Genomic DNA, 25,805 nt, shown 5'->3' on the forward strand with positions numbered 1-25,805 from the left:
CCCGGTGTGGACGTACGCCGTCAACTCGCTGGTGGTGGCGGGGATCGCGGTCGCCGGCAACGTCGTCGGCGCCACCCTCGCCGGCTACGCCCTGGGCCCAGGCTCGACGGCCGCAGATCCGTCCAGTGCTCCTCCACGTACGCGAGGCACGCCTCCCGGCCGGAGGGGCCGTGGACGGCACTCCAGCCCGCCGGCGCCGGCACGGACACCGGCCACAGCGAGTGCTGCCCCTCCGCGTTCGACAAGACGGTGAAGGAGGCGTCCGGATCGTCGAAAGGGTTGGTCCTGTCGCGCACTTGAGCTCCTCAAGGTCGTCCGGAGACGACGACGGTAGCGGAGTCACCACCGGCTCGTCAGCAGGGCCCGGCAGGAGGCGGGCGGTGCCCTTGTCGGGGTCGGTGTCGCGGCGTCCCGCGCGGCCGTCGGCGAACCTGCCCCGCCCTCGTCGCAGAGACCGTCGCCGTACTACTCCTGGACCCAGTTCTCCTCCATCAGGTCCGTGGCGGCCCGGGTGTGGCGGACGCGGAAGACCGACGTCCGCACCCTTCGCCGGCGCCACGGGCGGTGCGGGCCGAGGATCAGTTCCCCGAGTCCGCCCCAGTAGGTCGAGGCGGGATTGTCGGGGTCGTACGCGACGTCGGCGTCCTCCGCCGTCCGGGCCGTCACTCCGCAGGCGTCCAGGACGGCCCGCGGATCGCCGCCCAGTGTCCACCGTGAGGCGTCGTCCTCGCCGGGCCAGCCCTCGGAGTGCACCAGCTCGAAGCCCGGAACCACCCACGCGGTCTCCTCGTGGGTCTCGCCCCGGTCCACCGTCGCACCGCCGACGATCTTGGCGCCCGGATACCGTGCCGCGAGGTTCCTGACCTGCTCCAGTACGGGCCACGCGTTTCCCCCGTCCGCCAGGGCGGGGTCCGAGATGCCGATCACGTTGCCCCACACGCCGACCTGGATCCAGTCGAGGTCGTCGCGGGTCCGGAGGGAGAAGCCGTCGCTGATGTTCCGTTCGCCGTGGTACTCCAGCACCTCGTCGATCGTGCCGAAGGACGAGGCGAACTCCCGCGCCTGATCAGGGTCGTTGGCCGGCCACTCCTGCGAGTGGTCGGGAAACGGCGGCAGCACCACCGTGATCGTGTAAAGGCCCGAACCCCGCACCCGCGCCTGGGGCGGGGACGTCCAGAAGCTGTTCTCCGTCATGACCGCCACCGTAATGCCACGATCCGGCAACACGCGCGCCAAACCTCGTGCGGCGACCTTGAGTTGGGGCCTACGGTGACACGGCCGGTGCCACCGACCACGGGGGCCACTGACACCGGCCATCCGATCCTGGCGCCCCCAGGAGAACACGACGTGAACCTATCCGTACGACCCTCGCGACGGCACGCCCGGGCCCGCGGCATCCTCGCCCTCGCCTGCGCACCTGTCATGATCCTGACCAGCCTGACGTCCCTCGACAGCGCCGAGGCCGCGCCGGCGCCGCTCAAGCCCGGCAAGCGCTGCGACGAACTGTGGGGCCTCAGGGGCACACCCACCAAGAGTCTTCCGCAGGGTGACGCCTCGCGCGCGAAGGACCTGTGGGACCAGTACGAGTACGTGAACCCCGGCATGGCGTTCGACGGGCTCAACCCCACCCAGGCGGAGCTGGACGCCGCCGGCAAGAACTACGAGAAGTACGGTCACGACGACCCGCGCCGCATCTACGCCCGATTCAACGCCCAGAACCGGTGGAAGAACTTCAACGACTATCTGCTCAAGCAGTACATCCCCAACCAGGGCAACGACCCGCGCGGGGACGCCTTCGAGAAGAAGGTCGTCAAGGACATGGGCCTGACCGGTCCCGACTGGATATGCCAGAAGGAGGTGTACTTCACCGATCCGGACACCGGTGAGCGTCGCAAGCGGGTCCTGGACGCGTACAACAAGAAGACCCGCGAGATCGTGGAGATGAAGTCCAACGGCAAGCCGGACACGTCTCAGATACCCGCCGACAAAGCCTGGGCCCGCCACCGGGGCTGGAGTTCCTACAAGTACACCTTCGTCTTCGCCGAAGACCAGAAGAGCGAAGCCCGCAAGTTCATGCGGGAGATGAAGGAACTGGCCGGCCGGGACGCGCTGGGCCGTGAGCGGGTGCGGGAGTACAACTTCCACTCCGACCACAAGCCACAGGCTCCCAAGGCCGCGGAGAACGGGCCCTACCGGCGCAACGACCAGTTCCTGTCCAACGGCGCCGGGAAGAACACCGGATCCCGCGGCGGCGGCAACGACCTCATCAAGCAGTCGCCGCCCACACCCCGGGACCTCAAGGAACAGCTCGACCGGATCAGGCAGAACGACCCGCAGGGCCGGATGCCCAGGGGTCCCGGCGGCATCGACTTCTCCACCCTCGACCTGCGCTACATCGGCAAGCCCGTCAAGGGCGAGGGCCTGAACTACGCCTTCTCCGCGCAGAAGGTCGCCGACGAGTACGCCGCCGGCTGGGGCGGCCAGGAGAAGGCACAGCTCATCTCGGACGCGTTCTTCACCTGGCTGGCCCTGAGCCCGGACAAGTTCTGGGTCAACCTCAACCCCGACCAGCCCGAGCTGATCATGGACTCCAAGTTCGGCAGGACCGACGCCGGCCGGGTCCTGCTCGAAGCCGACCTGGAGCTGAAGCGCGACTACGCCGACGCCATGAACCCCACGAAGCGGCCCGAGGCCGACCGGTTCTGGAAGTCGATGCCGCGCAACGCCCAGGGCGTGCCGTGCTGGTTCCAGGTCCGCAACTGGATCGAGCCGAAGACCGCCGTGGTGCGCGAGCAGGACGGCGGCATCCACATCCTCGACACGCCGCTCGCCGTCAAGGCCCAGTACCTGAAGATCGACAACATTCCCCCGGGCTCGTACCTCTGCGACTTCGACGAGGCCGAGAAGAAGTGGGCCGAGCGGCAGGTCAACACGCTGATCATGCCCGAGGTCGAGAGGCGGGTGAACAACGACCCGCGCTACGCCGACCTGCGCCGCGTCTACACCGCCCGCGTCGCCGCCGAGTTCATCCGGCAGCAGGACGCCAAGTCCCCCACCGACTACCGCAGCGTCATCAACAGCAACGATGTGAGCCGGTGGCCGCTGCGCGGGGAGAACAAGGACTGGACCCGGGAGAAGACCTACCAGGCGTACCTGAAGTCGCTGCGCGAGGGCGAGCAGAGCTGGGAGCACGACGCCGGCGGCGGCCCGTACTCCTACAGCGTCGGAGGCGTCGACTTCTCCAAGCAGCCCAAGAGCAACATGAACCCGGTCCGGTTCCGCACCGAACACCGCTACAAGCCCCGCACCACGCGGTTCGCCGTCGGACAGATGACCGATGACGCGGACAAGGACGGCTACGTGATGCTCGGCGGGAACACCGCCGGCAAGTCCGGCGGGGGCGAGGAGCCGACTCCCACCCCCACGCCGACGGACAAGCCGACGCCCACCCCCACGGACAAGCCGGCGCCCACCGCGACGCCCACCCCGACGGACAAGCCGACGGACGCTCCGTCGACACCCGCGCCGTCCACGCCTCCACCGGGCGGCGCGACCACCCCGCCCGTCAAGGGCCCCGGCGGCGACCTCGCCGACACCGGATCCGACACGCCGGTCGGCCTCATCACCGGTGCGGCCGCCGCCCTCGCGGCAGCGGGCACAGCGCTGCTGTGGTGGATGCGCCGGCGCAAGGTCACCGAGAGCTGACCGGTCGACCTCGCTGCTGAGCGGTACGACGACGGCCCCGCGTCCACGCCATGGACGCGGGGCCGTCGTGCGCGTCACGAATTCAGTCGGCCCGGCTGTCGGCCTGCGGGCCGCCGATCACGTCCACGCCGAGCGCGGCCAGCCGGCCGACGATGTACGCGCTGAGGGCCTCCCGGGCGGCATTCAGGTGCTCCAGGCGGGTCCGCGCCCGCGCGGCCAGGTCCGCAGGGAGCGGAATCCCAGCCTCCACGCACTCCGTCATGGCGTAGGTCGCCGCGGACAGGGCGTCCCCGAGGGTGGTCACGTCGATCCCGTGGTCGTTTCTTTCCAGAGCGCGCAGTATCGAACCGTTGCGGCTCATCAGAGTTTGCACGGCGCCGGCGTGTGCGAACCAGAGGCCTTCGTGGAGTGCTTCGTCGAAGGCCTCGTTGACGGCAGCTCTGGCCGCGCGCCACGCCTCGGAGAAGGCCACGCGGTCGACGGGCCGCCCGTTTCTCAGCTCGTCATAGGTGTCCAGGAGGAGCAGGTGCCACGCGCGGGTGGTGGAGCGCATGCGGTTCAGTCGTTCCGTCGTGACCCTCTGTCGGTCGCGGGTCTCGGCGGCCCGCTCGCGCTCCTCAGCCGCCTGTCGCTCCCTCTCGGCCACTCGCAACTCGAACTGCTGTTGTCGCCGCAGAAGTTCCTCCTCCCGGCGCTGCTGCGCCCGCTCCCGTTCCTCCTGCCGGAGTAATGTCTCGCGCCGCTCCGCCGCCTGCCGCCGATGCAAGAGCAAGGGCCCGAGCACCGCACCTCCCGCACCGAGGACGGCCCCGCCCACTGCCCCGATCAACCCGTACACCGCTGCCGTGTCCGCCATGCCGCACATTCTGCAGGGGAGCCGGTGACGACCGCGCGCGTGTCCTTGGGAGGCGGCCCCGGCATGCGGCGGTCCGGGTGCCGGCGGCACGCTCGACGGCCGGGGTCGGGAAGACCGGGGTCGCGGACGGCGGTCGGTGTGCTCACCGCGTCATGCGGACGGGTCGAGTCGGTGTGCGCGGTGGCGGTGGAGGACCAGGGGGTGGGCGTCCGCGTCGTGGAACGCCTCGAGGGGGCTGCCCACCAGGAGGGTGTGGTCGCCCACCTCGATGGACCTGTCGACGGTGCAGGTGAACACGGCAGACGTGTGGGTCAGGAGGGGCTGGCCGTCATGAACGGTGTACGCGACGTCGTCGAAGCGTCGCAGGGGGTCCCCCTGGGCGAAGCGGCGGTAGAGGTCCCGCTGCCGCCAGGAGACGACGTTGACGGCGAAGCCGCCGGTGCGCAGGGCGTGGTGCAGGGTGCGACTGGTGTTCGCGAGCGAGACCAGCAGCGAAGGCGGCTGGGCGGACAGCGAGATGACGGAGTTGACGGTGCAGCCCAGCGGGCCGTCCGGGCTCTGCGTCGTGATGATGCTGACGCCGCTGGGGAGATGGGTCATGGCGGCGCAGAAGGTGTCGCGGTCGGCGCGTCGCCCGTGCGGGGCACGGTCGTCGGAGGCCGGGGGCAGGGACGTGGCGGTGGGTGTGGGAAGGCCCATGGGGTGACTCCTCAGGAAGCGGACAGCAGCGGAGGGGCGGCGGGTACGGGATCAGCCGCGTGGTGGAGTGCCGGGTCCAGCGCTTCCTCCACGGCCAGCACCCGTGCGCGGAGTTCGTCGCGGCCGGCGGCACCGACGACGACGTGTCCCGGACGCTCGTGGCTGTGCTGCCAGACGGGCAGGTGGTCGCCGGGGCTCGCGCGCACCTCCAGTTCCACCACGCCGTCGAGGGCGCGGCAGCGGTCCGGATCGTTGTGGCCGGCGAGGACGGCGTCCTCCCAGCGGAAGTAGTGGACGGCCGCATGGGCGAAACGGGGACGCGGCTCGGCGGCGGCCGTGCCGGGGAGGACCGAGCGGATCGCCAGCTCGTACTGGTCGAGCCCGGTGACCAGTCGGGTCAGCAGCGGGATGCGGTCACCGCCGGCCCGGGTGTGCGTCTCGATCACCTGCACCCTGCCGTCCTCGACCTTGACCTCGGTGTGGCTGGCACCCCGGTCGACACCGAGAGCGTCGAGACAGCGGCGTACGCATTCCTCGATACGGTCGCGCGCGAGCGGGTCGACGGGTGCCGGGGCCTCGTGGCCGGTCTCGATGAAGCGGGGGCGTCCGCTGGTGCGCTTGGCGGTGACGCCCAGGACGCGGTGGCCGTCCTCACCGGACACGGCCTCCACGCTGTACTCGGGACCCCTGATGTAGCGCTCCCAGAGCATGCCGCGGAGTTCTTCGCGCAGCGCCGGGTAGTCGGCGGGTCCGGCGACGTAGCGCAGGCCCCGGCTGCCGGCGCCCCGGACGGGCTTGGCGACGAGGGGGAAGTCGTCCGCGTCCGGCTCGTCCTCGCCGACGACACCGAAGGCGGGGCCGGGACAGGTCGCGCGCAGTGCCCGGCGCATGAGGAGCTTGTCCCGGGTGCGCAGGACGGCGCCCACCGATACCGACGGCAGCCCCAGCGCCTCGGACAGCAGCGCGGCCGGGAGCAGGCCGAACTCCGTGAAGGAGAGGACCGCGGCGGTGTCACGGGGCAGCGGCACCTCCAGCAGGGAGATCGGGTCGTCGCGGTAGGGGGCGCGGTGGACGGCGAGGACGCCCGGCCCGGCCTGCGGCAGGGGCTCGCCGGGGTCGACGATCCAGACGAAGGGGATCCCCAGGCGGGCCAGGGCGGCGGGGCCCTCGGCGGGCCGGGCTCCGACGAGGGCCACGGGCGGACGGCTCGTCATCGCAGCTCCTTGACCGGTGTCACCGCGGGGGCACCCCGCAGCAGGGCGGCGAGGGCCGCCCGGTCCGTCTTGCCGTTGCCGTTCAGAGGCATCTCGGAACGGACGTGCAGGAAGGCGGGGACCATGTAGGCGGGCAACCGTTCACGGAGCGCGGCGAGCAGTGTGCCGGGGTCGGGGTCGTCACCGGTGCACACGGCGTGCAGTTCGGTGCCGCCGTGCGCGGTGGGCAGCGCCAGGACCACGGCGTCGTACACGTGGGGCTGGTCGCGCAGCGCGGACTCGATCTCGCCGAGCTCGACGCGGTAGCCGTCGACCTTCACCTGGTGGTCGAGACGGCCCAGATGGAGGAATCCGTCCCGGCCCCCCGCGCGGACCCGGTCGCCGGTGCGGTACCACATGCGGGCCGGGACCGTGCCCGAACGGCGGGCGGTGGAAGCGGGGTCGGCGGGGCGGTCGCCGTCCAGGTCCCAGAAGCGTCCGGCGTTGTCGGCGGGGTCCAGGTAGCCGGGGAAGCGCTGGGGCCCCCGCACGCACAGTTCTCCCTCGTCCGTGGCCCGTCCTTCGGCGTCGAGGACGCGATGCTCCAGGTGGGGGTAGACGTGGCCGATCGGCACCGTTCCGTTGGCGGTCGCGGGCCAGTTGCCCATGTCTGTGTCGAGGGTGAACTCGGAGCAGGTGATGGTCAGTTCGGTCGGCCCGTAGAAGTTCTCCAGTCGCGACGACGGTGCCGCCGCCTGCCATGCCCGGGCCTGCTGGAGGGTGAGGGGCTCCCCCGCGAAGAGGCTGTGCCGCAGTCCCGGCATGGCGCCCTGGCGCAGCGCCCGCAACCGGCGGGCGAAGGAGATCACCGACGGGACCGAGCACCAGTGGGTGAGGTGACGGTCGTTGACGAACCGTACGGGTGCGAGGATCTCGTCCCGGCTCGGGACGACCAGGGTCGCACCACCGCCCCACGCGGTGAACATGTCGAAGACGGAGACGTCGAAGGTGAGATCGAACGTCTGGGAGAGTCGGGAGCCGGGCCCGACCTCGTAGCGGTCGATGACATGGGCGAGGTACGGGACGACGTTGTCCTGCAGGATCGGCACACCCTTGGGAGCGCCGGTGCTGCCGGAAGTGAACAGGATGTAGGCGGGCAGCCCCGTTTCTCCGGAGGGAGCCGGGCCGCCGGAGGAGCCGCCGGCCGCGTCGGCCAGGTCGAGCGAGGGCACGGGAAGTCCGCGTGCTCCTCCGGGCTCGTCGGTCAGCACGAGATCGAGCCCGGCACGGCGGGCGACGGAGGCGTTGCGGGCGCCGGGCCACGCGGTGTTGAGCGGGACGGCTGTGGCGCCGAGTCGCTGGATGGCCAGGTAGCCGGCGTACGTGGCCGGCCGCCGGCCGGCCAGCAGACCGACGCGGTACGGCGGACCGGGGCAGGCCCGGCGGATGCCGGCCGCGACGCGGGCGCTGTACTCGTCGAGTTCACGGTAGGTCAGGGCCTGTCCGTCGGCCTCCAGGGCGACGCGGTCGGGATGGCGTGCGGCCGATGCCGCGAACCACGCGTACAGGGTGCGGGGGTGGTCCCCGGTGCGGGCGGTCACCAGGCCGCTTTCGCACTCATGGCGGCAGGGCGGGGAACGGCCGCGTCGCCGGGGCCGAGCGCGGTGATGATGCGGTCGAAGGCGGTGCGCACCAGCGAGGCGCGGGGCCGGCCGCGTGCGGCCGACTGGGCCGCGTAGCGCAGGGAGCGGGACAGCTCGCCCCACGCGGCGGCGGGTTCCGGTTCGGCGCGGTGCAGGTATTGGTGGTGGCGCGCCGTGGCCCAGAGGTCCTCGGCATGGCGGACCAGCGCTTCCGGGTCGGACGGCAGCAGGTCGCGGAGGAGGGTGAGCGAGGCGGTGGTGCCCCGGACCCAGTCGCCGGGGCGCGGATCGAAGCGACCGGCACCGTGCTCCAGCCAGCGGTGGTTCCCCGGGTCCGGCACCCAGGCGGGCCCACCGCCGAGGGCGTACACGTCACGCTGGTGCAGCACGGTGTCCAGGCCCGGCAGCGGGGCGAGCAGGAAGCGCAGTTGGGTTTCGTCGACCCAGCCGCGGTGCGGTGACTGATGCCCTTCGGGCAGCAGGGCGTCGAAGTCGTCCACCACCAGCCAGCGGTCGCCGTCGTGGGCGGTGAGGCGAAGCCAGTGCGGCACGTCGCGAGCGAGGTGGGAGGGGCTCCAGGGCAGGTTGCGGCAGCTGGCCACGGCGAGGACGTCGCCCTGGCGGGCGAACTCGCCCCGGAGGGCGGCCAGGGCGTCGTCCCAGTGGTGTGCGCCGCGGTAGCCGAAGTCGGGCGCCACCCGGTCGTGGTGGCTGAAGGCCAGGGTGCCGTCGAGGCCGTCGAGACGGAGGGAGAGGGTGAATCCGGTCGCCAGCCTCCGCTCCGCGTCGGGGTCGGTGAGACGGAGGTGTTCCTTGAGGTTGGTGGTGTAGCAGCTCAGTGCTTCAGCGGGCACGGGCATCTCCAAAGGCGCAGCTCACGGGATGAACGCTGAGGTGACGCAGGGCGATCCAGGTGAGATCGCGGACGGTGCCGGTGCGGGGCCGCACCGGGATGTCGAGGGACCAGGGGCGGCCGGCGATCCCGGTGCCGTCGGCTTTCACGCAGGCCTCCTGCACGGTCCACACCCAGGCGAATTCCAGGGCGCGGCGGTCGGCCGGCAGCGGGGCCAGTTCTTCGGCGCGTTCGCGCAGGCACCGGCGGACCAGGCCGGGCGGCACATCCGGGCCGGGGGGCAACTGGACGTCCACGCCGACACGGCGGCCGGGGGCCACGGCGGCGGCCACCAGGTCACCGCCCGTGGCGTCGGCCGCCCCGTCGTGGGAGAGGCTGACCCCCAGGTGGGGCAGTCCCTCCAGGACGGGCCGGCCGCGGGCGCCGGCGGTCAGCGCGGCGTCCTCGGTCCCGGGGCACACCTCGGCGAGCAGGGCGCGCAGCAGTCCCCGGGCGGCGAGGGACTGGCGGCGTCGCCACCGCGTCCGGCCGCTCACGGCCGCGAGGTCGGCGGGGTGGGTGCTCGGGACGGCCGCGCGGGTCCAGGCCACCCATACGCCGGGCGCCGCCTCGACCGTGTCGGTTCCGGTCCGCCGGGCCGCCGGGCCGGGGCGCGCCGTGGCCGCGGCGACGGTCACGACGCCACCTCGTGGGGCCGGGCCAGCAGTGCCTCCGCGTGGTCGGCGACGGAGGCGAGGACGGTTTCGGTACTGCCGCCGGCGATGCCGAACAGCGCGGCCTCCGCGCGCCGGTGCTGCATGCCCGCGACGGCGAAGCCGTCCGCACCGCACAGGTGCGCGCAGACGTCGAGGACGTGATCGGCCGTCTCCCCGGCCGCTGCCTTCACCAGTGCCGCGGCGGTGTGGTCGTGCTCGGCGGTGACGGCGGGTCCCAGCGTCTGGACCAACGTCTCCAGCTGGCGGGTGCGGACCAGGGCGGCGGCGAACCGCTGGCGGATCGCGGGCTGCTGCCACAGGCCGCGTCCCACCAGCCGGTCCCGGGTGTCGGCCAGCGCCCGGCGGCAGGCCGCCGCCGCCCACAGGCCGCCGGCGAGGCGTTCCACCGCGATGTGCCGGGCGAACAGGGCCAGTCCTCGCCCCGCGCCGCCGACCGGTCCATCCGCGAGCACCGGTACGCCGCCGAGGTGGACGTGTCCGGTGCCGGCCCCCGTGAAGTAGGGGCTCGGTGCCGCCTCGACGCGTACGCGCGGGTCGTCGGCCGGTACGAGGTACCAGGTGAAGTTGGTGAAGTGGGGGCCGGGGCGGCGGCGGGCCAGAACGAGCAGCAGATCGGCGTGGACCGCGTTGGTGATCCAGCGCTTGGTGCCGTGCAGAACCGTTCCGGTGCTCGTCTCCTCGGCGTGGGTCGTCAGGGCGGTGAGGTCGGAACCGGGACCGCTGTCGGTGGCGGCCAGGGCCACGACGGAGCGGCCGTCGAGCATCCGCCGGGCGACGTCCGCGGCGGCGGGCCCCCGGCGGCCCGCCTCCGCGAGGAGAGGCAGGACGGTGGCGGCCTGGACGCATACCGACAGCAGGGGGCCGGTGCCCTCCCGCGCCTCGGTGCGGGCGATCAGGTCGCCGAGCCGGCCGGGGACGATCCCGCGTTCGGGCAGTTCGTCCCGGTAGAGCCCGCGCAGAGCGCCCAGCTCGCCCAGGCGTGCCCACAGCTCGCGTCCGGACTCCCTGCCGGCCGGAGCGGGCGACGCCGCCGGCTCGGGACGGCTGCGGCGGAGGAGTTCCACGACCTCAGGCAAGGCGCACCTCCGCGTCGAGGAGGGTGAGTTTGCCGTCGGCCAGCAGCAGCCGGTCGTTGCTGAAGTTGAGACTCGCCGATCGCAGGTCCCGCAGGGCGCGTTCCAGCGCGACGGGCGAGTCCCGCAGGTAGCCGTGGCGCAGTCCGACCGCGTCCACCAGTTCCTGCACCGCCGCGTGGCACTGCTCGGACGCGGTCACCTTCAGTCCGTTGACCAGGAGCTGGACGCGGGGCCGGGAGGCGTCCTCGTGCGTGACCGTGTCCAGGGTGCGGTCCAGCAGCGCGGCGACGGCCTCCAGGCGGTGCCGCACCCGGGCGAGCCGGGTGAGCAGCAGCTCGGAGTCGAGGGAGGCGCCGCCGCGGGTGCGGGCGGAGCGGAGCATGCCGACGGTGCGGGCCAGCGCGCCCTCGGCCGTGCCCAGCCAGGCGGCGCTCCAGCCGAGGTGGGCGAGGGGCCCGAAGGTGTGCGTGACGATGTCCCGGAAGCGGCCGTGCTCCCCCACGACCTGGTGGCCGGGAACGGCGCCGCGCAGGTGGAGCGCTCCGCTGTGGCTGGCACGCATGCCGTGCGGGTCCCAGCCGCCGGCGGAGGCCACCTCGAGCTGGTTCCGGTCGGCGTACACCAGCGACACGGCGTGATCGTCCTCGGAGTCCGGGCTGCGCATGGTGACGAGGAAGCCGTCGGCGTGGGCGCCACCGGTGACGATCGGCGCGAAGCGGTCGAGGAGCAGGTGGCCCTCGCTCTGTCGGAGGGAGGTGGTGGCGGTGAGGAGCGCGCCGCCCTTGCCGGCCTCCGTGGTGACCGAGGCCAGGTACACCTCGCCTGCCCCGATCCGGGGCAGGAGTTCCTCGCGCAGTGCGCCGCCGGCGTGCTGGACCAGGGCGGCCACCTGCTGGCAGTGCATCGCGAAGATCATGGCGAGCGACATGTCCTCGCGGCCCAGTCGCCGAGTGGCGGTGAGCACGTCGGCCAGGTCGCCGCCGAGACCGCCCTCGGCGGCCGGCACGAGCAGGCCGAGCAGCCGGGTGCGGCGCAGCGCGTCCAGGGCCTCGACGGGGAACGCGGCCTCGGTGTCGGTACGCCGCGCGTGCACCGCGGTCACCTCGGCGGCCTCTTCGACCAGCGGTGCGAGGAGGAGGGGGGCCGCGCCCCGGTCGGCCGCGTCGGTGACCGGGGCGGGTGCGGCAGAGGTGGTGGTCACGCGACCGCCTCGGAGGTGCGTGCGGCGTCGACGGCTCGCCACAGCGAGCCTGCGGTGGCGAAGGTCTCCTCGTTGAGGTCGTCGTCGGGCAGTGAGACGCCCATCTCGTCCTCGATGGCGAACAGCAGATCGACCGACTTCATGGAGTCGAGCCCCAGGTCGTGCAGCCGGGTGTCGTCGGTGAGGGGCCGCTCCTGGAAGCGGGGCAGGTGGTCACGGAGCACTTGCTCGAACACGGCGTCCATGGCGGTTCAGTCCTTCCGGGTGAGCGTGAGGCGGGTGACGTGCGGTGCGGCGTCGCCGTCGACGGCGACTTCGAGCGGGGCCGGGTGGCCCAGGAAGGCGAGCAGGCCGGCGGACAGCCCGTAGGCGCCGACGTTGGGGACGGCCAGCAGGTCGCCGGGGTGCAGCGGGGGCAGCGGCGCTTGGCGCGACCAGGTGTCGAGCGGGGTGCACAGGGGTCCGGTGACCATGGTGGGCCGTGGTGCGCCGCGTCCCGCCGCGCTGGTGAGCAGGGTCGGGTTGAGGGGTGGCAGGCGGCGCAGGCCGGCCATGCCGCCGAGGTGGTTGATGCCCGACTCCAGGACGGCGACGTCCCGGCCGTGCGACCGCTTCACGTCGAGCACCCGGGTGAGCAGGGTGCCGGCGGTGCCGACCAGGTAGCGGCCGGATTCGTACGCCGGGCGGGGCGCGCCGTCGCGCCAGCCGGGTGCGGAGGTGTCGAGCAGTTCGGTGAGCCCTTCGCGCAGGCCGGCCAGGTCGGCCGCCTCGCCTTCCTTGGCGAAGGGGGCGCCGAAGCCGCCGCCCAGGTCGAGGGTGGTGTCCAGCCTGGCGGTGTACCGGGCCAGGAGGGTACGGATCCGGGCCGCCGTGGTGAGCGACTGCCGGAACTGCGCCAGCAGGTCGGGGACGTGGGTGAGGTTGGTGCCCATGTAGAGGTGCAGGCCGGTGACCTCGACGTGGGTGCGGTCCCCGAAGCGCTCCGGTTCGTCGGTGATCCATCCCGCGTCGGCGCCGAACTGGGAGGCGACGCCGGTCATGGCGAGGCCCTGTCCGGCCGCGGGCTGGTCGTCGTTGACACGCAGCAGCGTGCGTACCCGTACCCCCGCCCGGCCGGCGAGCCGGTCGAGCTGGTCGAGGGCGGCCGGCGAGTCGGCGCAGAATTCACGGACCCCCTTCTCCAGGGCCCGGTCGATGTCCTGGTCGCGTTTGCCGGGCCCGGTGTAGAGGACCTGCGTGGCGTCCCATCCGGCGGCGAGCGCGGCGTCGAGTTCGCCGGGTGAGCACACCTCGGGCAGGGTCCCGGCCTCCTTGAGGGTGCGCAGGACGCCGGGGTGGGAGTTGGCCTTGAGGGAGTAGTAGAGGTCGGCCGGTTCGGGGAGGGCTCCGCGCAGCCGGGCGGTGTTGTCCCGGACGCGCGCGAGGTCGTACACGTAGGCGGGTGTCTCGGCGCCCGCGTCCAGTGCGGCGGAGACGGCCGCGGGCAGGGTGTCGGGAAGGGTCCCGGCGTCGGGCCGGGCGGTGACCGTGTCAGACAACTTCGGCCACCTCCTGGGCGATGGCCTTGCGGTCGACCTTGCCGTTGCGGGTCAGGGGCAGGGCGGGCAGCGGCACGCAGCGGCCGGGCACCTTGAACTCCTCGATCTCCTCGCGCATGGCGTCCAGGACGTCCGCGGGTCCGCGGTGGGAGACCACCACCAGGATCGCGGGCGAGCCTTCGGCCGGCGGCAGGACGGCGGCCTGTTCGACGCCCTCCACGCGGCGGGCGGCGGCCTCCACCTCGGTGGCGCTGACCCGGAAACCGCGTTCCTTGTAGATGTCGTCGCGGCGGCCGGAGAAGTGGACGAAGCCGTGTCCGTCGAGCCATCCGTGGTCGCCGGTCCGCAGTTCGGGGAAGAGTCCGTCCCGGCGCGGGAACCGCTGGGCGGTCAGCTCGGGGCGGCGCCAGTAGCCCGCCATCACGTGCGGTCCGCGGACCACCAGTTCGCCGATCTCGCCCGGGGGCAGTCGCTCCCCGTCCGGGCCGGCCGCGAAGATCTCGGTTCCGGGCAGGGCCCGGCCGCAGCTCCCGGGGTGCTCCAGGTCCGCGTCCGGCGGGTTGATGGCGGCGCGTTTGCACTCGGTGAGCCCGTACATGAGCTGTACCCGCAGCCCCGGGACGGCGGCCCGCAGTACAGCGAGGGGTTGCGGGGGCATCGCGGCGCCGGTGTTGGTGAGCAGCCGCAGCCGCAGGCCGTGGTCGGGCGAGCGGCGCACCAGCTTGGCGAGCGTGTCGGCGACGGCGGGCACGGAGGCCAGGACGGTGGCGTCCGCGGCCTCGATGTTGCGCAGCAGGGTGGCCCCGACCTCGGCGGGCAGTCCGAGCCGTACCGCCGCCCCGCTCAGAGCGCCGAGGAACAACTGGTAGAGGCCGTAGTCGAAGGAGAGGGGAAGCGGGCTGTAGACCACGTCGTCGGGCCGGTACGTCAGTTCGCCCTGGATGGCGTGGAGGGCGAACAGCGCCTGCTGGTGGGTGCTCACCACGGCTTTCGGGGCCGCTGTGGTGCCGGAGGTGTAGATCAGGCAGACCGGGTCGACCGGGAGCGGAGCGGGCGCGCCGGTCTCTTCGGCGGCCGGCCCGGGCCGGCCGGGGGTCGGGTCCGGGCCTCGCGGGACGTCGGAGAGGCGGGCGGTGACGATGCCGCGTTCGGCGGCCAGGCGCCGGGCGTCCTCGTCGTCGGCGAGCAGGAGCACGGGTTCGGCGTCGTCCAGGACGTGGGCCAGGGCTCGCCCTCGGGTCTGTTCGTGCAGCAGCGCGAAGGGGGCGCCGATCCGGGAGGCGGCGTAGACGACGACGGCGACCTCGACGACCGAGGGAGCCACCACCACGACGCGCTTCCCGCGCCGGACGCCAAGGGTCCGCAGCCAGCGGGCGGCCGTACGGCTGGCGAGGGCGAGCTCGCCATGGGTGAGGGAGTCCTGCGAGGTGGTGACGGCGGGCGTGTCCGGCGCGCGGTGCGCCGCGGTGTCGATGAGATCGTGCAGCAGGATCACGGCGTCTCCCGGTGGGCGCGGGTGGTGATGCGGCACAGGCCGCTGAGGTCGTGCAGGTTCTCGGGGACGAGATCGTCGGCGTCGAACTCGATGCCCAGCCGTTCCTCGATCCGCTCGACGATGTCGACCATGCGGAACGAACTGAAGCCCGGTACCTCGCTCAGCGCGCGGCCCGCCAGCAATGCGGCGGCCGGGACGCGGAGCACGGCGGCGGCCTCTTCGGCGACGGCCGTGCGCAGCGCGTCCGCGTCCGGGGAGCCGGTTCCCGCCGTCCCGGTTCCGCCCGTGGCCGGGGTGGTCTCCCCGGCCGGTGACGGCGTGGTGAACACCCGGGCGTCGGTGTGCAGGAGTTCGGCGAGCCGTTCCAGCGGGCCGATGGGCTCCGGCCGGCCGCGCTGGACGCGGCGGTGGGCGAGGAAGGTCTGTTCCGTCAGCTTGCCCCAGGCCGCCAGGTGCTCCTCGACCCCTGCCGCCGGGCCGTCGGTGGCGGCCCTGTGCGCGGCGTGCAGCCGCCGGGCCCGGGCCAGCAGCCAGGTCTCCAGGGTGAGCTGGGCGAGGGCTTCCTCCCGGTCGGGGTGCTCCCGGTAGGCGCGCACGTACGCCGCGACAGCTGCTTCACGGGCCGGTACGGCTTCGGTGACGGCCTGCGGGATTCCGGCCCTGGTCGTGCGGTGGAGGCGTGCGCCGTCCGGCAGTGCCTCGCCTAGCTCTTGCTCGGTGAGGGTCCAGGTGCCCGGCCGGGCGGGGCCGTACGGGGTGTCGTTGTGGTATCCGTCGCGCACCTCGGCCCGCCCGGAGGCGTCCCTGCCGAGCAGGAAGCTGTGGTCCATGTGGGCGTGGCCGTGATACGGCACCCAGGGCAGGTGGTAGGCGTCGGCGATCACGTACACGGTGCCGGGGCCGGCCGGTGGGATGCCGGTGCGCGGCGGGAGGGTGTGGCGGTCCGTGAGGGACAGACCGAGTGCCGCGGCGGTGCGCTCCACGTGCGTGCCGGTGTCCGCCTCGACCGTCGGCAGGCGACCTGGCCCTCGGTCACGGGGCGCGAACTCCAGCCGGGCACCGAGGACGAGCGGCGAGACGCCGTATTCCGCCCGGGCCAGCCAGGCCAGGTTGACCTGGAGGCAGTCCATGAGTTCGGCGCGCAGATCCTCCGGCGGGGCGGCCCGCGGAACGACGGGGGCGGTCATCGCGCCTCCTCCAGATCCACGGTCCTGTCCCCCGGCCGTACGGTCGCCGCGGCGGGCGAAGCCGTGATCCGGCCGGGTACCGCGCCGGTGTGCCCGGGGGTGTCGATGCGGGCGAGTCCCGCGACGGCGTCGCTGATCGCCGCCGGGTCCGGCGCGCGGTCGGCCAGCTCGCCCTCGAGGAACTGCTGGTAGGCACCGAGGTCGAGGTAGCCATGGCCGCTCACGCAGACCAGGACTCCGGCACGGGCGCGGGGGGCGTCGCCGTCCGCGCCGCCGTCACCCGCCGCTTGGGCGGCAGCGGCCAGGGCGTGTCCGGACTCCGGTGCGGGCAGGGTCATCTCCGTCGTGGTGAAGGCGCGGCCGGCGGCGAGGGCCGCGACCTGGTCGACGGCGGTGGCGGAGACCTGTCCGGCGTGGCGCATCGCGGAGATGAGTTTGGCGGCGCCGTGGTAACGCAGGCCCGCCGAATGGGAGTCGGGGATGGCGTATTCACTGCCGACGGTGTACATGGCCTCCAGTGGGGAGGACTCGGTGGCGTCCGTGCGGTCGTAGGCGTACACGCCGCGGGTGAGCTTGGGGGTCGTGCTGGATTCCGCCGCGATCAGGGCCGGCGGTTCGGTGCCTTCGGCAGCGGCCAGGGCATGGAAGGGCAGGGCGATGCCGCCGAAGTTGGAGCCCGCTCCGACGCAGCCGACCACGGCGTCGACCTCGCCCCCTTCCTCCGCGAGCTGGTCGATGGCCTCCAGGCCGATGACGGACTGGTGCAGGATGCTGTAGGTCTCACCGCTGCCGATGCAGAACGCTGCTCCTTCCGTGCGGGCGGCGTACTCGACGGCCTCGCCGATCGCGAGCGAGAGGCTGTTGCCCGCCGACCGGCCGGAGCGGGCGACCTCGGTGAGGGTGCTGGGGCTGGAGATGACGCGCGCGCCGAGCATCCGCATCAGCACGCCCCGGTACGGCTTGCGTTCCAGGCTGCCCCCGACCATGAAGACGGTGCACCGCATTCCGAAGCGGGCGCAGGCGGCGGCGAGGGCGGTGCCCCACTGGCCGGCTCCGGTGCCGGTGACCAGCTCCCGCACGCCCGCCCGGTGGTAGTAGTAGGCCTGGGCGAGCGCGGTGTTGAGTTTGTGGCTGCCGGAGATGTTGCCGCCCTCGTACTTCACCCAGATCGGCACGCGGGCGCCCACCGCCTTCTCGAAGGCGCGGGCCCGCCACAGCGGAGTGGGACGGAACCGCCGGTAGGCGTCCACGACCTCCTCGGGAATGTCCCAGTACTCGCGTGACTGCACGCTCTGGCGGACGAGTTCCATCGGGAGGTTCGCCTGCACGCCGCCGCCGTTGGTGGCGGAGTGCTGGGTGCGGTCGGCCGGCAGCGGCTGCGCGAGGTGAGGGAGGACGCTGCGCCACTGGCGGGGGGTGTCGATCACGCGGCGGCCTCGCTGCTCTGCTCGACGATCGCGGTGATGTCGGCGACGGTGGCGAAGGACCTGCCGACGAACAGTTCGTCGGAGAGCGCCACGCCCGTCTCTTCTTCGACCTGGACAAGAAGGCTGATGAGGGAGAGGGAGTTGATGCGGAGACGTTCGCCGTTGAGCGGTTCGTCGTCCGACAGGCCGCGCGGATCGACGGGGGGTTCGGAAGCCGCCGCGACGACTTTCTTGACGACGCTCGTGAGGTGGTGCGGCGTGGTCTGTACCTGCTGCATGCCATTCCTTTGCGGAAGCGGGAGGAGGGTGCGCGGAGCATCCGAGAACACTGAGCGCATGGCCGGACGCGGAGAGTCACCGCCCGTGGGCGGTCGTGTGGGTCGTCCGGGGAAGGGAAAGGAGGACCGGCCGCCGGGGCGGGTCGCGCGGTGAGGCCGTGCGTACGCCTGCGGGGCGGGGTCGGTCAGCGCACGGGAGCCGCGCCGGCTCCGCACCGTTCCGCGCCGGGCGAGCGGCGCCGGGCCCGGCCGCTGCCGAGCGCCTCCATGAACCGCTCGATGTGCGAGGTGAGTTGCCGCAGGTGCGGTGCGCGCAGGACGCCGAAGTGGTCGGTGTCCAGACAGTGGACAGAGACGTCCGCGAGGTGCGGCGACCAGCGCTGAGCCTGCTGTGGGTCGTCACTGCCGGTGCAGGTGATCAGGAGGGTCCGGCCGGGATGCCGCCCTTCGGCTCGGTAGCGGGTGCGAGCCTCGATCTGGGCGTCGACGGTGCGCTCCGTACGGGCGAGGGCGTCCGGGGCCAGGTGGGCCGCGGCCTCGCTCAGCACCTGACGACGCACGGTGGCGTAGGCCCCGGGTTCGGTGCGGAGGGGTGCCGGACTGCTGTCGACGAGCACCAGATCGGGTGTGCGCCCGCCGGGCAGCCGCCGCGCCGTCTCGAAGGCGAGCAGTCCGCCGAGCGACCAGCCGACGAGCAGGGTGGGGAGGGTGGGGAGGGCGGTCACGGCCCCGGCGTAACGATCGGCCATGTCCGGTATGCGGGTGTCCGGTTCCTCGCCGTCCTCCAGGCCGAGCGCCCGTATGCCGTGCACCGGGCCGTGGCGGGAGAGGTGGGCGACGAGACCCAGATAGGGAAGGAGGCCGCCTCCCAGGGGAGGGAAGAGGACGGTGCTGATGGGGCCGGCCCGCTTTCCCAGCGGTAACAGCAGCGGCCTGGATAAGCAGGGTGTTGTTTCGGTCTTCGCGCTGTGGTTCACAGATGTCCCCGGCTCGAAAGCGCGGGCGGGACCGGTTGGTCTCGACCGATGGTGCGTGGGGGGCGCCGAAACGCCGTGGGGCCCTTTGGGTGATGTACCGGCTTCGGGCAACCCCGGGCTTTCGCTGGTCCGGTTAACCAGTGACACGCGCATCACACACGTCCCAGGGGAATGTGACCCATGTCATATTCCCTGAGGAGGATGAATGGCCTGCTCTCCTGCGCGATCCCGCATAAGTCCACGTCACGCACCGCGGCTGGGGTCCGGTGCCCTCGTCCGGCCCCCGGGTGAGTTCATGCGGTGCCCGGGTCGCCCGGGCATGAATCCCGCTCAGCGGGAACACCTAAACTCTCCGGCGCCATCTCGCGTCCGGTCGCACCGATCCCCCCGCCGCAGTGCGGCGAGGAAGGGCCGCAATGTCTCACCTCCTTTTCGTGGAGACCACGGGTCTGGGTGTTCAGGCACTCGCCCACGCGAAGCGAAGCGGTCACACCGTGACCTATCTGCACTGCCCCCTCTACGATTTCACCGCCACCCCGGCCCAGCGCGGGGAGGCGATCCAGCTCGCCGACCATGCCGCCCCGTTCGCCGACGCTCTGGACGGCGACGCCGTGCACGGAGCGCTGCTCGCCTCCGGAGCGGACCCCGGGAGCGTCGACGCGGTGCTCTCCACGCTGAGCTACGGGGCGCAGGCCGCGGCGGATCTCGCCGCCCGCATCGGGGCACGCGGCACCTCGCCGGCCGGCACCCTCGCGGCCCGGGACAAGGGCGAGTGCCGCCGCATCCTGCGTGAGCGCGGGGTGCCGAGCGTCGGCTTCCGAGTGGTGACCGACGCCACCGAGGCGCTGGAAGCCGCCGAGGCGATCGGCTATCCGGTGATCGTGAAACCCGTCCTCGGAATAGGGAAGGCCGTGACCTCCATCGCCCGCGATCCCTCCGCCGTGCAGGCTCACTTCGCCGCCGCCGCCGCGGACCGCGACGGGCTCGCCGGGGGCATGGCCCGGCAGCTCGACGAGCGGTACCTGGTGGAGGAACTGGTGTCCGGGGACCTGTACTCCGTGGAGGTCGCCGCGTCCGGAGGACGTCTGGTCCCCCTCGTGTGCGCGAGCCGCAAGGTGAGCGTGGAGAACCCGGTGCTGGAGCTGGGGTGCACCGTCCCCTCAGGGCTGCCGGCGGCCGACGAGGCCGCGCTCGGTCGCTACGCCGTCGAGGTGTGCCGCGCGCTCGGGCTCGACCTGGGCATCTTCCACGTGGAGGTGATGCACACCCCGTCCGGTTTCCGGCTCATCGAGGTCAACCCGCGCCTGACGGGCGGTTCCCTGCCCGACACCATCAGCAGTGTCGCCGGGGTGGACGTCTTCGCGCTCCTGGTCGACCTGTTCCTCGGCGGTCCGCTGCCCGAGGGCCCACTGCCGCTGCGGGGTTCGGCGTCGCACTCGTTCCTCGCCGCCCCGCAGAGGTCGACCGTCCCCGCCCGGCTTCCCGATGACTGGTTCGCCCCCTTCCTCGCCCGCCTTCACTCCGGCTACGCGCGGGTGGGAGCCGGTGACGTGGTGCCGACCATGCGCACCAACTTCGACTCGTTCGGCATGCTGCGCGCCCTCGCCCCCACCCCTGCCGAGGCCGAAGCGGCGTGCTCGGCGGTCAAGGCCGGCATCGAGGGCCTCTTCGGCTTCCCGCTGCTGGCCGAGCGGACTCGTACACCGGCTCCGGTCGCGTGAGGCGCGGCGGCCGGCGGACCACCGCGGGCACGAACGGCGACAGCGCGTCCGGACACCGCGGCCGGACCCCACCGAACGGAGAAGACGTGCCCGACCGTCGCAAACGCGCCGACGACGACGCCACGTCCGGCGCCCCGCGGACACCGGACGCGCCCGGGGCGCGGGGAGAGTTACGGCGGCGCCGGGGCCTCTCGCTCGCCGTGTACCTCACCGCGGCCACGCTCGTGCGCTCGGCGAGCGGCGGTGCTCCCGTCGCACTCGTGGCGCTCACGCTCGCCCGGCCCGGCCACGGCGGGGCCGCGCTCGGCGGCGTCCTGGCGGCCCTGCTCACGCTGCCCAACATCGCCGGGCCGTGGATGGCACGCTGGCTGGAGGAGGCCCGCGACCCCCGGTTCCGGCTGGCGGCCGCGTTCGTCGTCTTCGGGCTGATGCTCGCCGGCACCGGTCTGACGCTGGACCGTCTCCCCATCGTCCTGGTGGGCCTGCTCGTCGTCATCGGGGGCCTCTGCGATCCGCTGATGACGGGAGGGCTCAGCAGCCGGCTCGCGCTGATCGTCGGCGAGGACACCCGCGCCCAGCGCCGAGCCGAAGGGTGGGACTCGGCGACCTACGGAAGCAGCAACATTCTCGGCCCGGCCGCGGTCGCCGCGATCACCGCCCTGTCCGGGGCCCTGGCCGCGGTCGTCGTGCTCGGCGCGGCCGGTGTGCTGGCCGGCCTGTTGATGTTCGCGCTGCCGAGGGAGCACCGGACCGCCGCCGCCAGGCAGCGTTCCATGCCCGTACGGGACGCACTCAAGGTGATCGTCCGGCGGGGTCCGCTGCGACGCGTCATGGTCGCCACGATGATCACCTCGGTCAGCACCGGCGGCGTGATGGTGATCGCGGTGGTCTTCGGGCACAACCTCCAGGGTTCGGCGGGCGCTGGCGCCGCCCTCGGCGCGGCGTACGGCGTCGGCAACCTCGGGGGAGCGCTGCTGACCGGCGTGTTCCCGCTCACCGGGGAACCGGAACGCTGGGTGCTGCGGCTGATCGCCGCGAATGCCGTGGCCGTCGGCCTGTGCGCGCTGGCACCCGGTTACGTCCTCGCCCTGGTGACCTTCGCCCTGGCGGGAGCGACGAGCGCGGTCCTGTTCACCGCGTCCCTGGCCGTGCGGTCGGTGTACTCCCCGCCCAACGCCCGGGCGCAGGTGTTCGTGACGATGGCCGGGCTGAAGATGGCCGCCGGCTCGGCCGGCACGGCACTGGCCGGCACCCTGGTCGGCGTCGGCCCGCGCCTGGCCCTGTGCCTCAACGCCCTCGTGGTCGCCTCGGCCGTCACCATCGCCCTGACCGACCTCCGTCTGGCCCGCCGTCGATCGTCCGCCGCCGGTCCCGGAGACACCCCGTCGCCGACGGGGTGACGAGATCCGGGGAACGGGCAGCTCACCGCGGCGTGCCGGGCGCCCGCGGGTTCGTCGGGCTCGGACGCGCGGCACCTCGTGCAGCGTGCGGCGCGTGTGCGGCCAGGGTGACCCACGCGGTGGCGACACGCGCCCGGCCGGCGTGGCAGGTGTCGAAGGCGGGGCGCCCGGTGCCGGCCGGTGTCCGCGCCGCGACGCTCGGCGCGGCGCCCGGTACGGACCTTCCCTCGGGCCGCGGCGTGGCGCAGAACGTCGGCCCGGCCCGGGTCGGACGGCCGCCCGCGAACGGCGTCGCGGTTCCGCTCCGTGGTGAGCGTGAGCTTGTCGGCGGGCCGGCCGACCCGGAGGACGTCCTGCACCTCGCGTCGTTCCGGTGCCCCCTCCCCCGCCGGCGCCCTCCGGCCTCCAGGGCACACCTTGCCCCGGGACCGGCCGCCCGGCAGGCGGTGAGGAGCGACGGGCCGAAGGGAGCGTGGGAGCCCGAGGCGCGCGGCGGCAGGACGGCCGAGGACAGCGGCCACGAGGGCATGGCCGCCGGGCGCTGCGCATCTGGATCAGCGCGCGAAAATCATGATCAGGATGCCGGTCGCGATCGCACTGATGAGCAGGGAGCCGAGACAGCCGATCCGGTTGCTGAAGAAGAACATGACGTGCGCCTACCCCGAAAACGCCTGATGGCCGCAGAACCGGTCGCGGACAGGCAACGGGCGAGCCGCAACCATCCGCGCAGGTGACCGGCGGAGGCCGTACGCCCGCAAGGCGGCGGCCACCGACGGGCCAGGGACCGGGAAGGCCCCGGCAGCGGTCATCCCCGTGGCCACCTCGGCCACCAGAGCCGTGCGGCGCGGCGGACTGTCGTGGTGCCACCGGTGGAGCAACGGCTCAGCCGCCTTCCGGTACGGCCCCCTGCGCCGCCTTCGCCGGTCGCCGCAGCCACGGCGCGGGCCAGGACCGGCCGCCGCTGCACCACCCGGTGGTCGCCCCCCAGCGGTGCCGCTGCCGGAGGCCCTCAGGGCGTCCGGTGCTGGGGGCCGCCGTGGTGGCGGTGGCCCCTGTCGGCGCCGGCGAGCAGACGGCGGAGACGGCCCTTCCCACCGGCCTGCGTGGAGGCCGATGGGGAACAGCAGGTTTGAAAGCCGTCCGATCGCGCAGACGCCGTACTGACACAGGCTTTATACGAGCAGGTAGGAGACGCATCATGGGCATCATCGCGTGGATTCTCATCGGCCTCATCGCCGGCTTCATCGCCAAGGCGATCATGCCGGGTAAGGATCCCGGCGGCGTCATCATCACGATTCTGATCGGCATCGCGGGCGGCCTGCTGGGCGGCTTCCTCGGTAAGGTCATATTCGGCGTCGACTCCATCGACGGCTTCTTCGAGCTCTCCACCTGGATCGCGGCCATCATCGGCTCCGTCATCCTCCTGGCCCTCTACCGCCTCGTCACCGGCAACCGACGACACGCCTGACGGCCACGCTCGCAGTGGCGAGGGCCGCGGTGTCGGCCAGGATCGGTCACACCTGAACGTCTGGGCAGCGGACGACATGGATCGTCCGCTGCCCGACGCGTGCTCGACCGGTGTGCCGGCGCCGTCACCGTGACGGTTACATGCTTCACCGGGCAGTGATCATCCGCTTACGATCACAGCCATGTCGCCCCCGCCTCCGCGCATCCCCGTGCTACGCGGCAGCGGCGGCGTCGTCCTCCGTCACGAGGACGACGCGCTGACACTGCGTCGTGGAGACACCGAGACGCGCGTACCCCTGCGGGCCGTAAGGGATGTCGTACCGGACGGCCGGGCCGTGGTGGTCGAGCTGCGCGCCCCGGCCGGCAGCACGCCCGTCGCGCACCGCGGGCGGGAGCCCCGGGCCCGGGCGGCGACGCGACCGGCCGGCCCCGGCGGCGGGCACGGGGACCGGCAGACGGGCGAACTCCGGGTGGCGGGCGAGGAACAGCCGGCCGGCGTGCACGTCAGGGCCGGCGGCGCCCCAGGGGGGCGAGGACGGTGGCCTGCCAGGCGGCGATCGCGTCGGCGCCGGGGTGGCGCGGCCGGGGTCACCAGCGTTCGTACACGGAGAACGGCGGCATGCCGTCGTCCGCGTGGGCCAGGATCACCAGGTCTTGGTGGGTGAGCACGCCCGCTACGGATCGCACCTCGGCGTCGCGGAAGGGCCGATCGTCCTCCTCGTCCCCCGTGGCCGCGTCGAGGACGGTCAGCAGGTCGCCGTGCCGGTGGGCCCGCACCGTCGTCACCCGGCCGTCCCTCACATCGAAATCGTCCCCCGCGACCTTCGTCCGCCACAGCTGCTCGCCGCTTGCCAGGTCGAACGCGACGATCCCGCTGAAGGACGTGCTCTCCCCGCTCCCTGTCCAGGCGCTCGCGAAGAGCCGCCCGCCCTCGACAGACGTGCCCATCAGCCTGCCGTAGTCGCCCGCGCCGGCGATCCTGGCCCGGACGCGGCCGTCCGTCCCGTAGGCGAGGACGGCGCTGGTCTTCCCGTCGGCCTCGAAGACGCGCACCGCCGGCGGATCCGCGGACAGCACACGCAGTTCCGCGTCCTTGTCCACACCGTGCCGGGCGTCGACGGGCACGTTCCACCGCGCCGTGCCGTTCGCGGGGTCGTACGCGATGAGCCTGGCCTCGGTGCCGCACATCAGGGCGGCGACCACCTGCTTCGGGGCGAGGGCGAGGTCGTGCGGGTCGCAGTTCTGCGGCAGGGGGACCGTCCAGCGAGGGGCACCGGTCTTCAGGTCGACGGCGCGCAAGCGATGCCCGTCGGGAAGCACGCCGAGTCCGCCACCGGCGGTGACGACGTTGTCCAGGAAGTCCGCCTCGACACCGTCGGCGCGCCACCGTTCTCGGCCGTCGGCGAGGTCGACCGCCGCGACGGTGACGCAGTCCTTCTCCTCCGGCCTCGCCTCACGGTAGGCGACCAGGACGACCCCGGCAGCCGGGTCGGAGCTCATCGCGCAGGTCTGCGCCCGGTCGGGCACGGCGTACTCCCAGCGCTTCTTCCCCGACCGGACGTCGAAGGCGGTCACGCCATCGGAACGGCCGCGGACCACCGCGTCGCCCGCCAGCCGGACCTCCCCTCCGTCGTCGGTGGCATCACCCTCGTACGGCGCGTCCCAGACCTTGGCCATGGAGAACCCGGGGGCATAGCCCGAGTCGGGCAAGATGACGGCGGCGATGACGCCGCCGATGAGAAGGAGCATCCCGAGGAGACCCGCGAGTGGCTTGAGGCACCCGCCGACGGCCCCGGTTCCCCGTCCGGCGCCGTCCGTACCGTTCGTTGCTGCCGTCATACGATTCCCACCCCTGGTTCGACCGGCGACGAGTCAACACGCCGGGCGATCAACGGTCAACGTCGTCATACGGCCCGCGACGCTCCGGGCGGGCAAGGGGTCGGGAGTACGAAAACGGGGAAGGCGAGTCGTCGGACGTTCGGAGACCGCGCCACGCCAGGCACCACAGGGCGTCGCACCCGCGAGCCGAACGCCGGACCGGATCGACCTACCGCTGGACGCTCACCAGCACGCGTACTGGATCCTGCCCCCAGCCGAATGAGACCCGGACCCGGCAGGGGCGGAGCGGGATTGCACCACCGTCCGGACGGCGTCGGGGAGATCTCGCGGACGTGGAGACCGCTGGCGGGCGGCTGAGCGGCGCGGTGGACGACGGAGGCCGCGGCGCACGGAGCGATGAGACCGCAGGCGACCCAGAGCAGGACGGCGAGGGCGACGGGCGTGGCTGATCCCCCGCCCAGGGCGTGGTCGTAGGGAAGGGTCCGGGCGCTCTGGTCCCGGCCGTCGCGGAACGAACGGCCTGTGCCGCACATG

General features: G+C 73.1%; 23 protein-coding genes. 4 read left to right on the forward strand and 19 right to left on the reverse strand.

The genetic code is table 11. From position 1 onward, the window contains the following. Positions 1 to 20: 20 nt before the first annotated feature. Together ABTY40_RS28305 and ABTY40_RS28310 are read right to left on the reverse strand one after the other, a co-directional pair. Positions 21 to 296, reverse strand: a complete 276-nt coding sequence (locus ABTY40_RS28305; RefSeq protein WP_352062105.1) for an MbtH family protein — start codon at positions 294 to 296, stop codon at positions 21 to 23. 169 nt (positions 297 to 465) lie between these two features. Further along, positions 466 to 1,194 (reverse strand): DUF6333 family protein, encoded by a 729-nt coding sequence (locus tag ABTY40_RS28310; protein WP_352062106.1) that lies wholly within the window; start codon positions 1,192 to 1,194, stop codon positions 466 to 468. 153 nt (positions 1,195 to 1,347) lie between these two features. Here ABTY40_RS28310 and ABTY40_RS28315 point away from each other — a divergent pair, with 153 nt between their 5' ends. Next, a complete protein-coding gene (locus ABTY40_RS28315; protein ID WP_352062107.1) occupies positions 1,348 to 3,705 on the forward strand; it encodes a hypothetical protein in 2,358 nt (785 codons plus the stop codon). A gap of 82 nt (positions 3,706 to 3,787) precedes the next feature. Here the strand turns inward: ABTY40_RS28315 and ABTY40_RS28320 are convergent, their stop codons facing one another. From ABTY40_RS28320 to ABTY40_RS28390, 15 genes are all read right to left on the reverse strand, one after another. Next, complete coding sequence (locus tag ABTY40_RS28320; protein ID WP_352062108.1) at positions 3,788 to 4,561, reverse strand: hypothetical protein; 774 nt, start codon at positions 4,559 to 4,561, stop codon at positions 3,788 to 3,790. Positions 4,562 to 4,711: 150 nt separating this feature from the next. Further along, complete coding sequence (locus ABTY40_RS28325; protein WP_352062109.1) at positions 4,712 to 5,260, reverse strand: flavin reductase family protein; 549 nt, start codon at positions 5,258 to 5,260, stop codon at positions 4,712 to 4,714. Positions 5,261 to 5,271: 11 nt separating this feature from the next. Next, positions 5,272 to 6,474 (reverse strand): ATP-grasp domain-containing protein, encoded by a 1,203-nt coding sequence (locus tag ABTY40_RS28330; protein ID WP_352062110.1) that lies wholly within the window; start codon positions 6,472 to 6,474, stop codon positions 5,272 to 5,274. Then, positions 6,471 to 8,054 carry an AMP-binding protein gene (locus tag ABTY40_RS28335; RefSeq protein ID WP_352062111.1) on the reverse strand — a complete coding sequence of 528 codons (1,584 nt, stop codon included), beginning with the start codon at positions 8,052 to 8,054 and terminating at the stop codon, positions 6,471 to 6,473. The genes ABTY40_RS28330 and ABTY40_RS28335 overlap by 4 nt, the downstream gene beginning before the upstream one ends. Beyond that, positions 8,051 to 8,950 (reverse strand): hypothetical protein, encoded by a 900-nt coding sequence (locus tag ABTY40_RS28340; RefSeq protein WP_352062112.1) that lies wholly within the window; start codon positions 8,948 to 8,950, stop codon positions 8,051 to 8,053. The genes ABTY40_RS28335 and ABTY40_RS28340 overlap by 4 nt, the downstream gene beginning before the upstream one ends. Then, positions 8,940 to 9,626: a 4'-phosphopantetheinyl transferase family protein gene (locus ABTY40_RS28345; protein WP_352062113.1), complete on the reverse strand. Its 687-nt coding sequence runs from the start codon at positions 9,624 to 9,626 to the stop codon at positions 8,940 to 8,942. Before ABTY40_RS28345 ends, ABTY40_RS28340 begins: the two co-directional genes overlap by 11 nt. After that, entirely contained in the window at positions 9,623 to 10,741 is a 1,119-nt protein-coding gene (locus ABTY40_RS28350) for an acyl-CoA dehydrogenase family protein (protein WP_352062114.1), read from the reverse strand. The genes ABTY40_RS28345 and ABTY40_RS28350 overlap by 4 nt, the downstream gene beginning before the upstream one ends. Continuing rightward, positions 10,734 to 11,942: an acyl-CoA dehydrogenase family protein gene (locus ABTY40_RS28355; protein WP_352062115.1), complete on the reverse strand. Its 1,209-nt coding sequence runs from the start codon at positions 11,940 to 11,942 to the stop codon at positions 10,734 to 10,736. The genes ABTY40_RS28350 and ABTY40_RS28355 overlap by 8 nt, the downstream gene beginning before the upstream one ends. After that, the gene (locus ABTY40_RS28360) at positions 11,939 to 12,187 is read right to left on the reverse strand and encodes a phosphopantetheine-binding protein (protein WP_352062116.1); all 249 of its coding nucleotides are present in this window, start codon (positions 12,185 to 12,187) and stop codon (positions 11,939 to 11,941) included. Before ABTY40_RS28360 ends, ABTY40_RS28355 begins: the two co-directional genes overlap by 4 nt. Before the next feature lie 6 nt (positions 12,188 to 12,193). Then, entirely contained in the window at positions 12,194 to 13,480 is a 1,287-nt protein-coding gene (locus tag ABTY40_RS28365; protein WP_352062117.1) for a type III PLP-dependent enzyme domain-containing protein, read from the reverse strand. Continuing rightward, the gene (locus ABTY40_RS28370) at positions 13,473 to 14,975 is read right to left on the reverse strand and encodes a class I adenylate-forming enzyme family protein (protein ID WP_352062118.1); all 1,503 of its coding nucleotides are present in this window, start codon (positions 14,973 to 14,975) and stop codon (positions 13,473 to 13,475) included. Before ABTY40_RS28370 ends, ABTY40_RS28365 begins: the two co-directional genes overlap by 8 nt. Further along, positions 14,972 to 16,162 (reverse strand): hypothetical protein, encoded by a 1,191-nt coding sequence (locus tag ABTY40_RS28375; protein WP_352062119.1) that lies wholly within the window; start codon positions 16,160 to 16,162, stop codon positions 14,972 to 14,974. Before ABTY40_RS28375 ends, ABTY40_RS28370 begins: the two co-directional genes overlap by 4 nt. Beyond that, positions 16,159 to 17,589 carry a TrpB-like pyridoxal phosphate-dependent enzyme gene (locus tag ABTY40_RS28380; protein WP_352062120.1) on the reverse strand — a complete coding sequence of 477 codons (1,431 nt, stop codon included), beginning with the start codon at positions 17,587 to 17,589 and terminating at the stop codon, positions 16,159 to 16,161. Before ABTY40_RS28380 ends, ABTY40_RS28375 begins: the two co-directional genes overlap by 4 nt. Then, on the reverse strand, positions 17,586 to 17,867 hold the full coding sequence (locus ABTY40_RS28385) for an acyl carrier protein (protein WP_352062121.1): 282 nt from the start codon (positions 17,865 to 17,867) through the stop codon (positions 17,586 to 17,588). Before ABTY40_RS28385 ends, ABTY40_RS28380 begins: the two co-directional genes overlap by 4 nt. Before the next feature lie 185 nt (positions 17,868 to 18,052). Further along, entirely contained in the window at positions 18,053 to 18,997 is a 945-nt protein-coding gene (locus tag ABTY40_RS28390) for an alpha/beta fold hydrolase (RefSeq protein WP_352062122.1), read from the reverse strand. 263 nt (positions 18,998 to 19,260) lie between these two features. Between ABTY40_RS28390 and ABTY40_RS28395 the strand changes: the two genes are divergently transcribed. From ABTY40_RS28395 to ABTY40_RS28405, 3 genes are all read left to right on the forward strand, one after another. Continuing rightward, on the forward strand, positions 19,261 to 20,565 hold the full coding sequence (locus ABTY40_RS28395) for an ATP-grasp domain-containing protein (RefSeq protein WP_352062123.1): 1,305 nt from the start codon (positions 19,261 to 19,263) through the stop codon (positions 20,563 to 20,565). A gap of 86 nt (positions 20,566 to 20,651) precedes the next feature. Beyond that, entirely contained in the window at positions 20,652 to 21,965 is a 1,314-nt protein-coding gene (locus ABTY40_RS28400) for an MFS transporter (RefSeq protein ID WP_352062124.1), read from the forward strand. Between the two features lie 1,198 nt (positions 21,966 to 23,163). Further along, complete coding sequence (locus ABTY40_RS28405) at positions 23,164 to 23,433, forward strand: GlsB/YeaQ/YmgE family stress response membrane protein (RefSeq protein ID WP_352062125.1); 270 nt, start codon at positions 23,164 to 23,166, stop codon at positions 23,431 to 23,433. Positions 23,434 to 23,644: 211 nt separating this feature from the next. Here the strand turns inward: ABTY40_RS28405 and ABTY40_RS28410 are convergent, their stop codons facing one another. Further along, positions 23,645 to 23,935 (reverse strand): hypothetical protein, encoded by a 291-nt coding sequence (locus ABTY40_RS28410; RefSeq protein ID WP_352062126.1) that lies wholly within the window; start codon positions 23,933 to 23,935, stop codon positions 23,645 to 23,647. Between the two features lie 85 nt (positions 23,936 to 24,020). Further along, entirely contained in the window at positions 24,021 to 25,271 is a 1,251-nt protein-coding gene (locus ABTY40_RS28415) for an outer membrane protein assembly factor BamB family protein (RefSeq protein ID WP_352062127.1), read from the reverse strand. Between the last annotated feature and the right edge of the window lie 534 nt (positions 25,272 to 25,805).

This window comes from Streptomyces sp. NPDC126503, assembly GCF_040302405.1.
GTDB lineage: Bacteria > Actinomycetota > Actinomycetes > Streptomycetales > Streptomycetaceae > Streptomyces > Streptomyces gulbargensis.